Origin of the sequence: Succinatimonas hippei YIT 12066 (genome assembly GCF_000188195.1) — a bacterium.
In the GTDB taxonomy this organism is placed as follows: domain Bacteria; phylum Pseudomonadota; class Gammaproteobacteria; order Enterobacterales; family Succinivibrionaceae; genus Succinatimonas; species Succinatimonas hippei.
Window position 1 is genome coordinate 1 of record NZ_GL831021.1, and the last position, 14623, is coordinate 14623.

Genomic DNA, 14623 nt, shown 5'->3' on the forward strand with positions numbered 1-14623 from the left:
TTTTGCTCACATTAAAAATTTTTTATTTTTTTTATTTTTTTTTACTTCCCCTTTAGTCTTTTTTTACTTCATATGCCAAAACTGCAAAAGTCCTTACTTTAAAAAATTAAATTTAAATAAAAATACTGTAATCGGTTGCCGGTATTTTCTTACTGTAAGAGGAGATTTCGGTACTTATACATACTCTTTTCTTTGCTAACGAAAAAATTTCCTTGCGCTCTATACGCTCGGCAAGCCCGCTTTGTCTTTGGACTTTTCGCGCGCAAGCCTGAAGCAAAACGTCCTCCAGAGCAACCACCGTAACCCATTCTTTGGCTCGAGTCACTGCCGTATATACAAGCTCCTTGGTCAAAATCGGACTATCCTTGGGACTTAACGCAATTAGCACATTTTTATATTCAGAGCCCTGGCTTTTATGTACGGTCATGGCAAAACCGCTTTCATAGTGCTTTAAAAAAATCGGGCTTACTTTTAAGATCCCGTACTTTTCTGACGGAATGAAAACCTTAAGCGCTTTTTTTTCATCCGCGCCGTCGTATGCTACAAAGCCCACATCTCCGTTATACACATTAAGTCCGGCATCATTTTTGGTGATGAGCACAATTTTCCCCGGGAAAAACTCCTTATTGCCAAACATAAAGCGATTCTTAATTTCGCTTTCTATAAGTGCATTTAGATTTCTGTCGCCTAAGATCAAATTATGATTAGAGCACAAAATTCTAAATTCATCCATCCGCCTAAAAATCTCATTTGCCGTCGTATCCGAATCCACGCAAAAATCAAGAGAACATAAATAATCAAGATAAATTTTGTAACTGTATCTTGATTTACTTGAAATAACGTCTTTTATGAGACTGCGCATAAAGGAAGACCCTTTTACTAAATTCTTTTGATCTACCCGTAAATAAGCAAGCCCATTATCCTGATACTCTTTTAAAATATCGGTGATCTGATGATGTCCGTTTTCCTTAACAGCTAAAGGGGCCGCATTTACGGCAGTGGCCAGCGCACCTATGCCCTGTACATCTTTAAAACGCCAGCTGTGTTTTAACAATACGGTATAGTCTGAAAGCGCCCCCTCCTCCAGTAATTTTTCAGCTCTATAGCCGCTTAGTTTACTTAAAAGCCGCAGCGTGGATTCACTTACTGCATTTGTATCGCTGTCACTTAATTTTGCGCAAATATCACCTAAAACCGCTCCCGACTCAACCGAGCAGAGCTGATCTTTATCACCGAGCATAATGAGTGTAGCTCCGTCCTTTAAAGCGGCAATAATTTTATAAAACAGCGATAAATCAACCATTGAGACTTCGTCAACCACAAGAATATCGCAGTCAAGCGGGTACTGTTCGTTATAACGCGGCGTTACTTTGTGTACGATTACTTTTAAAAGAGAATGTACGGTTGAAGCATTGCGTGGAATCGATGCTAAGAGTTCAGAAAAATCAAACCCGCACTTTTGCGCTAACTCTCGGGCTACAGAAGTAAAGGAGGATTTGTCATCAAGATCGGTATTCTGCAGCTGTAATCCGATAGATTGAGCCATGCGTGAAGCAGCTTTTCCTGTAGGAGCTGCGAGCATAATTTTAGGTTGTAATCCGTATAAAGCGCGCAATAACAACAATATACGCAAAACCGTGGTAGTTTTTCCGGTACCAGGGCCGCCTGAAATCACGCAAAAACGCGAAAAAACCGGAAGAGCCGCCGCAACCTTTTGCCAATTCACATCGGTACCGTCATTATTCTTACCAAACAATAAGTTAAGAATATCCTGTGCTTTTAACAGCATACTTTCCGGGATCTCTTTTTTAGACTGTCCGGAAATAAAAGCGGCTACTTTTCTTTCATAGTTAAAATAACGCCTCAAATACAAACGGTTTAAGCTTATAACAAGAGGCTTGTCATCATCCGCACTTCCTATAGCTGCAATTGTCTTTAATGTATCTGATAAATCACTAAATTTTTTTGCGAAAAAATCTTTGGCAAACTCTAAAAAAATCTGCTGTTCATCAGTTAATGACGGCTTCTCTTCAAGTAAAGAAATCCATTGTAAAACAGAATCCTTTATAGGTTTTTCCTCAAGTTTTACACAGACGTCTCCGGTATCCATCTTGTGGTGTAAAACCATAAGGAAAAAAGCTAAGATATTGCATGATTGCGCCGAAAAGTCATATTGAGTGTTTAAATAGTAAATCTCGGCAAGAGCGGTCCTTGAAATAAATTCACAGCCGTAAGCCGCATCAATAAGACTTGTTGTAATAGGTTTTACAAACTCTGACATAAATCATCACCTTATTTTCTCGGACCGCTGAAAATAGCATCAAGCCTTTCAATAATCTTGAAAGACGGTTTGGTGAAAAAAACTCCGTTTGAAATTTCAGGCTCCAGCATTAATCCCGGCGCTTTAAGGCCGCGCAAATATAAATACAAAACACCTCCGATATCCTTTTCATATGAATAATCGGGTTTGCGTGTTTTCAACATACGATGCAGCGCCAACGTGTACAAAAGATACTGCACGTCATAACGGTTCCGTTCATCAAAAACAGAGAGAATAACCTTCTTTTGTGCGTAATCGCGATAATAATTACCAAGATGCGTCGACTTATAGTCAATCACATAATATTTTTCCTGACCGTCAAAATCAGTACGCATAACCAAATCCAAAAAGCCGTTGATAAAGCCGGTAACAATTTTTTTATCAAGGTATAGTTCTGAAATAAGCTTATTTAAAAGCGAACCTCTATCTGGAATCTCTTGTGCACTTTCTTTACATAAATCGTTTAAAAACTGCGTATCCATATCAACTGACGGAAGTAAATAAGCCATTTCCGAAACAAAAGATCCATGCTTTAACCGTGACAACGAAAAATAGTTATTCTCATGCTTTAAAAGAGGAGCATTCACAATGTCGTAGAGCCATAAAGTTAATGCATTTACCGCAGATTTTTCCTCATAAGTCCAGTTTCTGACCGTTCCTTGATTGGCACTTTGGCGTACAAACTTAGAGACATAGTCTTTTAAGTAATTGTTATCAGAACATAAAGTGAAGTCGCAATTTTCAAGTAAAGAATGCAAAAACACGCCGGGAATCGTACCGCGCGGAAAGGTGAAAGCATTTAGCTGTCTTTGATTAAATTCTTCTTCAATCTCGGGTATATCATCTTCGTTATTACCTTCAATTACCGACGGCGCCTTATCATGGAGTCCGGCAACAAGAGCGCTATATGATGAAAAAGAGAAATCCCGACAAACGGCATCCTGAGGTAAAACCGACGCCGTAAGATTGTCATGATTATTTTTAATATCAGTATTTACGTATTTTTGTACACTATCATAAAAGCTCTTTTGCCTTGAAGTTAAGCAAAACAGCTGCTGCTTATCAACGCATTTAATCTTATCAATAAACAAATCAGGACTTCCGTCATCGCTTAACATAGAACGAAGACTGGTCAACTCCTTTGCTTTTTTTAAATCTAAGTTTGCAATGAATAAAAAGTTGGCAAAACAGGCTCTGGTGAGCGCCACATACAAAAGACGCCGATCTTCTTGTTTTGCATCATCATTATGGGCTTTGGCATTTTTTTCAGAGCGCATAAAATCAAAGCACAAGCGCTTATCTTGCTTATCATAGTAAGAAACACCTCCGATACTTGACTCAACAGCACACTCAGCTTGAGCGCCAAGCCATAAAAAGGGCATAAATACCAGAGGAAACTCAAGACCTTTTGATTTATGAATAGTAAGAATTTTTACCTGATCGTATTCACTGTCCAGACGTTTTAGCACATCCTCACCGTTTAGCGCATCCTGTCCTGTGCTGCAAAGCTCTTTAAACCATCTAAGCTGCGCTCTCAAACCAGAAATTCGGTTGTGAGCCTGCTGCACAATTTCGGCTAAATGAAAATAATTCGTAAGACTGCGTTCGCCGTCTTCTAAAGATAAAGTGTTTTTAAGTCCGTCGTGAAGAGGATCTTTAAACCAAGTTAAAAAAGCACTTAAAAAACCATCTTTCTGCCATTTTTGACGACAAGTAAATAACAGCCTGACTTCCGCTTCAAAATTCTCATTTAAAAGTCTGCTGCAAAACTCATCGCCGCTTAAGCTTAAAAGCTCAGATCCTAAAAGCCTTCTTACTTTGCGTGAATTGGAGAAATCACACATTGCCTCCATTAAAAATATGAGGGCACCAGCCTCAGGGGAGATTCCCTCATCGGTGCCCAAAACCGACGATTGATCAGAAAAATAAACCGAACCGATCCCTAAAGCGGAAAGCTCCTTTTGTACATAGGCATTTTCCCTTTTAGTTTTCACCAGTACTGCAATGTCAGAAGGAATTACCCGACGCTTTGTACAGCAATTTTCCGTTTTTTTATAGATAAAACCGTGCTCCAGACACTCCTTAATCCTCAAAGCACAAGCTTTTGCGTACTTAGTTTGAGCTTCTTCCTTATTTTCAATAGGTTCATCGCTTAAAATCCGATCTACATAAAAGGCAGCATATTCGACAGGTTCTTTTGCTTCACTAAAACTATCTTCAAATGAAAAAAACGAACTGCTTCTGTTATGATTTACGGGATTAAAATTAATATCATCAGTTAAAAACGGGCTTACGTTTTTATCATTAATCTCTTGTGAAAATAATACGTTAACCCCATCCACAAGATTAGGATGCGAGCGATAATTAGTGTTTAAGGTATAAAGCCCCATTCCTTTTGACAATTCTGCAATAAGATTGCGCGCGATAAGATATGAATTAATATCAGATCCGCGGAACGCATAAATTGACTGTTTAGGGTCGCCGATTAGATAGCAAAAAGCTTTATCGGCAAAATCTTTATCAAGATAAATCTTTTTAAAAATGGCAAACTGCGTCGGATCGGTATCCTGGAACTCATCAATCATAGCTACCGGATAACGATGACGCAACAAAGAAGCAAGGCGCTCGCTCTGCGCTCCCTTGCAGTTTAAAGCATAATCAAGACGCTTTAACACGTCGTCATTAGACATTACCCGATCTTTTGCGCACAGCTTACCGAACTTTGCATCGGCAAGCATTAAGATGGCCAGTCTAAGCTCATTAATCAGCAAGCTGCAAGCGGTTCTCTGTTCTTTAATTTCCTTATGCAGAGCTATGACTGCATTTTCAAAATCTATAAAAAACTTACAATTTTCAATACTTTTATGGGAAGTCTTCTTAACAAAACAATCATATTGATAATTTGCAAGCTCCTCAAGAAACAGCTTACGGCAATCAGGATCTGCATATGCATCAGCAAGCTTATTAAGTAAAGATTTTGCCGATTTTAATAGCGCCGGAGCTTTTTTAATATTCAGATTTTTATTAATAGCAGCATTTTCCCGGTCGTAACAGGCAAACAAGTAATCTTTATCATAACAAGACAAAAAGTCATTTAAAGTTTGCTGTTCTTTCTCTTTTAACCGCTTAAGTTCATCTTTTAAGTAATCGAAATTAGCACTAAGACTTAAATCGCTCTTTAAATACTTTAGCCCCTTTACAGAAAAGCCGTGAAATCCGTCTTTAGGATCGGTAAGTTTTACCTTATGTAAAGCGTAAAACCCCGCCATTAAAGCAGTAGGTTCAATATTCTTGAGTGCATCTAAAATAAAACTTCGATCTTCTTTTGTATAAAAAAGCTCACGCCACAATGAAATCAATGCTTCATTCATTTGTCCCGAGACATCATCGGTAAGTGCAGTTTCAAAAGCTTCACCTGCCTCAAAGGCGTAAATCTGATTTAAAGCGCGATTGCAAAAAGAGTGAATAGTACAAATTGCCGCTGTGTCGATACCGCGCTCAGCTTTATTTAAAATCTGAGAACAATCTTTAGGGCTGATGCCTTTACCTTGCATCTCAACCAGCAAATCGTTAAGCGGCTCGTCTTTAGCCCTATATTCAGGATCTTTGGCAAACTCATCAAAAGCCTCTTTGGCCTGCCTTATATTTTCACGAATTCTTTTTCTTAAATCAGAAGCGGCGGCACGCGTAAAAGTTACAATCAGGATTTGATCCAAATCAAGAGGCCCTTGCTTTAAACGTGTTTTCGCATTGCCTGAGCCCAATAAAAGACGCAATACCAGATAAGTAATGGTAAAAGTTTTACCGGTGCCGGCACTTGCCTCAATCAAGGAAGAATTATTTAAGACAAAATCCTTAATCACAAGCGCTTTCGTATTTAATGCCATTTTTCTTCCTTTCTTTAACCGACCCTACTTTCAATATTATCTTTATAAAAATCATAAAATAAAAACAAAAGCTTATTATTAACTTCATTTTTAATTAAATGTTCAAAAGATCCGAAGACATAAGCATCCTCTTTGGTAAAAGCAATCTCAGTAAACTTACCATTGGCAATCACAGCAGCTAAATCATTTTGCTTTAATGCTGAAATAATCAAAGGATACGGATGAATACGGCCTGCGGCAAAGAAAAGCAGCAGCTTTGAAGTTATATCGAAAGCTTCAGCGTATGTATAACCTTTAAAGATTAACTTTTGTCCGTTTTTATCTATAAGCAAATATTCAGAGTGACCTTTGCCGGAAAGAGCGGCAAGAGCTGCCTTTAGTGCAAACTTCAAAAGCGGTTTTACACAGTTATTGTTAAAATCGTTAAACGGATAAATGCAGTATTCATCCGTATCAATAATACCTTCAAGCGTAAACGTATATGTCTTACCGTTAATATTTACCGTAAATTTTTCATTACTTACATTTATATAAGTTTTTTCCTTGTTTAACGCACATCCGTATGTATTCAAAGCTTCTTTTATTTTACGAGTACTTTCTAAAAGCAAAGTTTCTTCTTTTTGTCCGAATATTCCGCTTGGCAGCTGACCTTTTATCTTTAAACTTTCCAGAAATTCTTTACCTTTTTCTTCATCTGAATATACGAGAGTTTCAATCAAGCTTCCGCGCTCGATTCTATTTAAAGAAAAACTTTCTACTTCACTTAAATCTTCACTCTTACCGTCATCAAGAGCAATATCCAAAACATCATATAGAAAATAACGGCTGGAATTAGACAAAAAAGAAAGAAGATCGGAAAGCAAAACCTTGTCGGAAAACTCACTTCGCGCAACATATTCTTTTTTATCGCCTAAAAATACCCGCTCACGCTTATCAGCTGACGGAATAACCAGCGAACTTTCGTCAAATGAAGGAATTTTAGGCAATTTTCCGGCTTCATCATGGGTAATGAAATTATCCTCATGATAAGAGTTCATATGCTCAAGACACCAAATCCTTTCTTTTACCGCAGCAGCTCTTATCTTTTTATCAGAGTCTAAGCCTTCAAGAGTGAAATTGTCGCAGACGTAATCTATAAGCTCGGTGAGCACCACGCTTGGATTTAATTCTTTTCTATCAATAGGACTTTGTCCTATATATGAAAAATAAATGCTCTTGCGGGCTGAAAGCAGAGCTTCTAAAAATAAAAACCTGTCATCAAGACCGCGAGATCTGTCACCCCGGCGGAAAAGACCTTTTACAGACATCAGATTAAATCCCGGAGTTCTTTCATCGCGCGGGAAATCCATATCATTAAGCCCCAAGATAAACACGTGCTTAAACGGTACGGCACGCATCGGCACCAGTGAACAAAAATTAACGCGATCCCGCAGATAAGGATTAAATTCGCGCTGCATATCAAGCGCGCGCGACAGCATCACGAGAAAAACCTGTAAAGTAATTTTAGGCTTATGTTGTAACGAGTTTATGATTTTGCTTACCGAATCCACCGTTTCAAATAAAGGATTAAGTTCGCTTAAAACCTCATCATCCAAAACGAAAAACTTATTTATTATGTACTCGTTTAAAAGGCTGCCCCATTCACTAGGATCAACGCTAAGTTCCGGAGTGAAAATGTCCCTAAGCTTTTTAAGCTCTCTTATAAAGTACGCCAAATTACCGAGAAGTCTTGCGTCATCTCCTTCAATTTCCGGATAACAGTCATAATCAGGTCCCAGCATTTCACCTGATACCATACGCTTTAGGCCTTCTTCAAAAGTTCCTTCAAGCTTTATTTGCGACTCCTTTTGCGTATCAAGATCGTCAAGTCCCCAAAAAACCGCATTATCCGTAAACCACCTGACGATTAAACTTACGTCATCTGCATCAATATTAAATTTGGCACCTATCGCAGGAACACTCAGTAAATCGGTTAAAAGCACATTGGTAATACGCTCAGAACTTATATTTATTAAAGTCAAAACCGCACCGGCGATAAGACTTGACTGCGACACCGTTCTATCAGATATGCCAAAAGGAAGGTAATCATTTGCCTCAGGAGAAACTTCACCGAAAACAGCGCTTATGTAGGGAGCATATTCATTAATAGCAGGAACCATAACCACAATATCGCGAGGTCGAAGCTTTTCTCCTTTTTCCTTCGCCTCCTTGAATTTCTGCAAAATTGCATCGCGTAAAACCTCTATTTCACGGCGTTTGGTATGGCAGGCATGAACGGATAACGAGGTATCACTATCTTGTATTACTACCGGCTCTTCCGGAACACTTAAAGACAACAGCTGGCGCTGAATAGCGCCTAAAAGCGAAGATTCGTCATTTTCAATAAAAGCATTGATAAAAAGAGGAACAGGTTCCTGAGATAAAAGTAAAGCTAAATTGTCACGCGCCTGCTTGCCAAAAGATAACAGCAAGGGATTGCCTTCAATTAAATCTCCGGTACTGTTATATGAGTTTTCCCCAAAATTTTTTCCAATCCCGGCATTGCGCTGATTTTCACCTAAAGGATACTGTTTGTCGGTGACTGCTAAAATCCGCTTTTTATACTCTTTAAAATTAAACTTCCAGCTTGAATCAATATCTCCCCAGTATTCGGCACAAGGATTTAACAAAAACAAAAATACCGGACAACGGTATGACAGCGCCTCCAGAAAGGAAATGACCTGCAAAGGTAACGACGATACTCCGAAAATAAACACTCTTTGCGGCAATCCTTCAATCTTTCTATCCGACAATAAAGCCATACGAAGCCGCAGCATTACCTCAGCACGATCCAATAACGCGTTTTCTCTTTCAATTCCTTCAAGAGGCTTTCCGTCTTCACTTTGCAGCAGAAAATTACTTCTTAACATGCACCATAATCTTACCTGCCACAAATTAGAAACAAGTACGTCACGAATTGCTCTGCTGCGACCTTCTGAATTCTTGCTGCGGGCATTTTCATTTATCCAGTCGTTAATCTTACAAGAAGCTTCGTTATCTGCATCAAACGTAAGAAAATCATCATAGGTAAAGGTATTAAATGCGGCAATCCAATCAGGTCTGTACATCTGATACTGATCAAAAGTATCGGCAATTTTTGCCGCAAGCTCATAACAGCGCGAACCGTCATTATCGTCTTTGACATATTCCTGCATCTTTTCAAATCCCTTAATTGCGGGATTTGACCAGATATCGCGCATTCCGGCAATGTTCCATGCAATATAAGATCTGTCAAAACGGTTTAATTTATCGTCACTGCCGTTGACTTTATTATGAATACTCCAAATAAGCTGCCAAATTTGCTGAAAGTTACATTGTGCAGCAATTTGATTCTGCTTGGCGATTTCCTGCGTTAAAAAAGAACGCATTCCCATACTCATTACCACAATTTCCTCATTTAAAAGAGGATCGGTAAGAGGATAGCGCTCCATCAGCTGAGCGCAGATCTTAGATAAAGTTTCAAGACTGTTTGAATTAATGACGTTAAATTGCGGATTGCTCATAATTTTTTCCTTTTGCCTGGAAAAATTGTAGCTTAGGAAAAATGTTTATGCTATGAGCTTTTTTACAGATACAAAAAAGCCCGCATAAAAGCGGGCCCTATTAACTAATCTCTATAAGAAATTACTTCTTGTAGCGACGAGCTAAGTTGTCAAGACGCTCGTTAGCACGGGCAGCGTCGGACTTAACAAAAGCAACATCGTTAGCAAGCTTGGACTGCTGAGCCTTCAAAGCGTCAACATCGGCAGCGATAGCATCAAGCTTAGCATTCAAAGCATCGCTTGAAGAGCAACCTGCTAAAACGGTAGCGCTTAATACTGCAGCGCCTAAAATTGCCTGATACTTAGTCATGATTTTCTCCAAAAACTGTATCACATTTAAATTAACAACATGTTGTCTGTTGCTTTGCGTATTCTAATACAAAAAAATTGATTTTTACTAAAAATAATAATTACTGCAAGAGAAAATGTATAAAACAATACAGAATAATTATCTAAACTCCTTACCGTACAATGTATTTTTCTCTTTGAGAACTTTTATCAATGCCTGTTTTACGTTCCAAATCAGAGCAAATTTAAACTAAAAATATTTTAAGCACTCACTTACGGAAGAACAGCAAATACATTCCGGAACTTTAATTTTTTCCGTCTGAATATGATTGCCTACCAAAAACAAACGGGAAATTCCGGCGGCTTTTGCCGCAATTAAATCACCTGCATGATCTCCTATCATTGCAGATTGATTCACATCAATATTAAACTTAGCAACTGCATCTAAAAACATTCCGGGTTTTGGTTTACGACAATTACATTCTTTTTTGTACTGCAAAACCTGAGCATTTGGATGATGAGGACAATAATAAATACCGTCAAAGGCTGCATCATACTCTTTAAGTACGCTTTGCATATACTCGCTTAACTTCAAAAAATCTTCTTCGCTGTAAAAGCCGCGAGCGATTCCTGACTGATTGGTGGTAAGAATAAGCAAATAACCTAAGCGTCTAAATGCAGACAGCGTCATAAAGACGCCGTCCAAAAACTCAAAATCACTTATTCTGCCTACATAACCATGATCGACGTTAATTACCCCGTCGCGATCAAAAAACACGGCTTTTTTCATAGCTTAGCGATTTTCTTTAATTCTTCTTGATTTAAGGCAATATCTTTGGAATCAACGACAACTATTTGATGTTTTAAAACTTCTTTAGCGATTTCCTTTGCCTCATGCAAAGAATGCATTTGGCATGAACCGCATTGATAAATATTAGCTCCCGGGATCTCGGCATCGTTATCGATCTTAATAATGTCTTCCATGGAGGCTTTAAACGCATCGGCTACCGACTTCAAGTCCGGAGAGCCGATTAAAGACATATAAAATCCGGTTCTGCATCCCATAGGAGATATATCAATAATTTCAACCTCGGGACCGTTTAAGTGCTCACGCATGAACCCTGCAAAAAAGTGCTCTAAAGTGTGCAGTCCGGCACTGGGCAGCATCTCATGGTTAGGCTTTACAAAACGTAAGTCAAATACTTCAATCGTATCGCCCTTTGGGGTTGTAAGTTCTTTGGCTTTACGCACCGAAGGAGCCGGCATTATCGTATGATCAACCTGAAAGCTATCTACTAAAGGCATTTTTATTCCTGATTTATTAATAAAGATCGCAGTGCAAAAGCTGCTGTTTATAAGAATCTGCTCGCTGCTGTACACTGCGAGCAGCTTTTAATAGCCAATCTTTAGAGCGATAAGATCCGTTTTTAAATCCGTTCCATCCCTCATGATAATTAAGATATTGGTTATAAGCATCGGATAAGGCAATACCGTTTGCCTCTTTCGTCTTGGTCATGTACCAAGCAATAAAATCAAGAGCATCGACAAAATCATCCCGATCTGAGAAGAAAGAGCCAGCTTCATCAAGATAATCTTCCCAAACAGGATCTTGTGCCTGAGCATAACCGTATGCTGAGCTTCCGCGGCCGTACGGAATAAATAAGAACCAGCGCATCGGAGGCTTTGCATCTTCCACAAAACTTGATTCCTGATACATTATGGCCATTGCGACATGAATCGGAACTCCGTACTTATCATGAACCTCATGAGCTGCCGAATACCAGCTGTCTTTTTCCTGAAAGATAGAGCAAAGATTATTGGGGTTTGACGGAGGAGAAACAGAACAGCCGCTTGAGGTTATCGCCAATAGCGCGGCTGTTACGGATACGGCTATAAGATTTCTTAACATATCTTTTCTTTTAAATGGCGTCTTCGCCTTCTTCTCCGGTACGAATACGAACTACGCGTTCAATATCGGAGACGAAAATCTTGCCGTCGCCGATTTTACCGGTATGTGCGCCTTTAATAATCGCTTCAATACATACATCGACATCTTCATCCTTAACAACCAGCTCAAGCTTTGCTTTGGGCAAAAAGTCGACTACGTACTCGGCACCGCGATACAACTCGGTATGTCCTTTCTGACGGCCAAACCCCTTCACTTCAGAGACCGTCATTCCGGAAATACCGTTAGCGCTTAAAGCTTCACGAACATCATCTAACTTAAATGGTTTAATAATTGCTACTATCTTTTTCATACTTTTTGCGCCCTGCGCCCTCTATTAGTGTCCTTTAAATCTGTAATTATCGCGGTTTTATACAATAATCAACCGTTTCTTTTATCGTATATTATAGCAACCCAAATAAAAGCATATGCTTTATTTTGGGCTACAGTACTTTAATAGTGCAAAAGTTTAACAAAAACAAATCGGTATGTACCAAAAAAAAAACAAGGAAGATTTTTTCTCATCTTCCCTGTCTTAGTCATTTTTAATACATACTAATAATCAATCGAACTCATCTTGGAAAGTTTTCTGCGGTCATGCCAGGCCTGGATATAGCGAATAGTACCGGTACGTCCGCGCACGGTAAGAGAATGAGTTACACCGAAATCGCCCTTATAACGCACACCGTTTAACAATTCGCCTTCAGTAATTCCGGTTGCGGCAAAGAAACACTGATCGGTGGTAATAATATCACTTACACCACGAACCGCATCAATGTCGATTCCGGCATCAATAATAGCCTTACGTTCTTCTTCAGATTGCGGATCAAGGCGGGTTAACATCTGCGCGCCGGATCCTTTAATAGCGCAGCATGACAAAACCGCCTCAGGAGTTCCGCCGGTGCCTACAAGCATATCCACTGAAGAACGGGGATCTGCTGCCAAAATGGCACCTGCGATATCTCCGTCGCGATGAGTTATTACGCGCGCACCGGCCATACGGATATCACGAATCAATTTCTCATGACGCGGCTTTAATAACACGAACACCTTTAATTCGCTTACAGGTTTTCCCTTAGCCTTAGCAACTTTAATTAAGTTATCCTTAATCGGAGCATCAATATCAATTACGCCTGCGGCATCCTTGCCTACGACAAGCTTCTTGCAGTAATAGCTAGGACCGGGATTAAACATACAGCCCTTTTGTGCCAAACCTACCACAGCAAGGGAATTGTTATAACCGAAAGCTACAGCAGTAGTACCGTCAACGGGGTCTACTGCTACATCCATTTCAGGGCCATCACCGAAACCTACCTTTTCACCGTTATACAGCATCGGAGCATGATCCTTCTCACCCTCTCCGATAACTACAGTTCCGCGAATATGTATACCTTGAAAAGCTATTCTCATAGCTTCTACGGCCGCTTCATCTGCTGCTTCTTTATCTCCGCGACCAAAATAACGAGCGGCCGCTAAAGCTGCAGCCTCAGTAACTCTGACTAAATCTAATGCGATATTTTTATCTGCTAAATGCTGTTGCATCTTCATACTCCCCCAAAACTATAGCTTCTAGTTTAGGACTTTAGACTATTTTTGTAATTAAGCACGCATTCATCTTTTGGAACAGATCAAAAAAATCATTAAAAAGAATTAAATCTAAAGGATAATCTACTGTTATTCATCAATTTTGTGCAAAAAAAAGAGCCCATAATGAGCTCCTTTTGACTTTAAAAACTTTTAACTAATCGGCGACGCCGAACCATTTCTCATGAATAGACTTTAATTCACCTGAAGCGGCAATTTTCTCAAGACCGGCGTTTAAACGCTTGACTAAAGCTTTATTGTTTTTGTTAACGGCAATACCGTAGAACTCGGGATTTAAATACAAAGAATCATCCTTAAGCTCACCGATTTCAGTTGCTTTTGACTGCAGCAGATAATACAAATTGGTCGGACGATCGTTTATTAAAGCAGCACAACCGCCGTTGCGTAACTCCATAAGCGCATCAGGCTCATTATTCATGGCAATTACGTCTTCTGACAAAGTGCGAGCAAACTTATCACCTGTAGTGCCGATCTGAGTACAGATTTTCTGACCTTTAAGATCTTCAACTTTCTTGAATTTTTCGGCATCGGCCTTACGGATCAAAACAGACTGAATTGACTTATAGTAGCCGTCAGTAAACTCGACACGCTCTTTACGGGCATCTGTAATAGTCATGCCGGAAATAATGGCATCAATTTGATTGGTAACTAAAGCAGGAATAAGACCGTCAAACGGCATGGAAACGATTTCGACGGTATCACCGTTGGCTTTAGCAATGGCATTAATTAAATCAATATCAAAGCCGATGGCTTTGCCTTCGCTGTCAACAAATTCAAAAGGAGCAAAAGTAGGATGAGATCCTACTTTTAAAGTGTCAGCCTGAGCACTTACGCAAAATGCACTTAAGGCTAATGCACAAGCGGCAAAAACTTTCTTCATTTTTAGGATTCCTGAAAACATTAAGGGGACATTGGCACCTAGTGCCGCCGTCCCCTCTTACAAATAAATTTAATTATTTATAAATTATTCGATGACGTTGTCAACAACACCGGCACC

The 14623-nt window shown here is 39.4% G+C and carries 10 protein-coding genes; all 10 read right to left on the minus strand.

Annotated features, from left to right (window positions below; all coding sequences use genetic code 11):
• Positions 1 to 112: 112 nt before the first annotated feature.
• A complete protein-coding gene (gene recD, locus HMPREF9444_RS06945) occupies positions 113 to 2281 on the minus strand; it encodes an exodeoxyribonuclease V subunit alpha (RefSeq protein WP_009143696.1) in 2169 nt (722 codons plus the stop codon).
• A gap of 11 nt (positions 2282 to 2292) precedes the next feature.
• The gene (recB, locus tag HMPREF9444_RS06950; protein WP_009143697.1) at positions 2293 to 6207 is read right to left on the minus strand and encodes an exodeoxyribonuclease V subunit beta; all 3915 of its coding nucleotides are present in this window, start codon (positions 6205 to 6207) and stop codon (positions 2293 to 2295) included.
• A 14-nt stretch (positions 6208 to 6221) separates the two neighbouring features.
• Positions 6222 to 9749, minus strand: a complete 3528-nt coding sequence (gene recC, locus HMPREF9444_RS06955) for an exodeoxyribonuclease V subunit gamma (protein ID WP_009143698.1) — start codon at positions 9747 to 9749, stop codon at positions 6222 to 6224.
• Between the two features lie 121 nt (positions 9750 to 9870).
• Entirely contained in the window at positions 9871 to 10098 is a 228-nt protein-coding gene (locus tag HMPREF9444_RS06960) for an LPP leucine zipper domain-containing protein (RefSeq protein WP_040909377.1), read from the minus strand.
• Between the two features lie 228 nt (positions 10099 to 10326).
• Positions 10327 to 10866, minus strand: a complete 540-nt coding sequence (gmhB, locus tag HMPREF9444_RS06965) for a D-glycero-beta-D-manno-heptose 1,7-bisphosphate 7-phosphatase (RefSeq protein WP_009143700.1) — start codon at positions 10864 to 10866, stop codon at positions 10327 to 10329.
• Positions 10863 to 11381, minus strand: a complete 519-nt coding sequence (gene luxS / locus HMPREF9444_RS06970; RefSeq protein WP_009143701.1) for an S-ribosylhomocysteine lyase — start codon at positions 11379 to 11381, stop codon at positions 10863 to 10865. The genes gmhB and luxS overlap by 4 nt, the downstream gene beginning before the upstream one ends.
• A 16-nt stretch (positions 11382 to 11397) precedes the next feature.
• The gene (locus tag HMPREF9444_RS06975; protein ID WP_009143702.1) at positions 11398 to 11985 is read right to left on the minus strand and encodes a transglycosylase SLT domain-containing protein; all 588 of its coding nucleotides are present in this window, start codon (positions 11983 to 11985) and stop codon (positions 11398 to 11400) included.
• A 10-nt stretch (positions 11986 to 11995) separates the two neighbouring features.
• Positions 11996 to 12334 carry a P-II family nitrogen regulator gene (locus HMPREF9444_RS06980; RefSeq protein WP_009143703.1) on the minus strand — a complete coding sequence of 113 codons (339 nt, stop codon included), beginning with the start codon at positions 12332 to 12334 and terminating at the stop codon, positions 11996 to 11998.
• Positions 12335 to 12576: 242 nt separating this feature from the next.
• Positions 12577 to 13563, minus strand: a complete 987-nt coding sequence (gene glpX, locus HMPREF9444_RS06985) for a class II fructose-bisphosphatase (RefSeq protein WP_040909378.1) — start codon at positions 13561 to 13563, stop codon at positions 12577 to 12579.
• 199 nt (positions 13564 to 13762) lie between these two features.
• A complete protein-coding gene (locus tag HMPREF9444_RS06990) occupies positions 13763 to 14506 on the minus strand; it encodes a basic amino acid ABC transporter substrate-binding protein (protein WP_148514401.1) in 744 nt (247 codons plus the stop codon).
• Between the last annotated feature and the right edge of the window lie 117 nt (positions 14507 to 14623).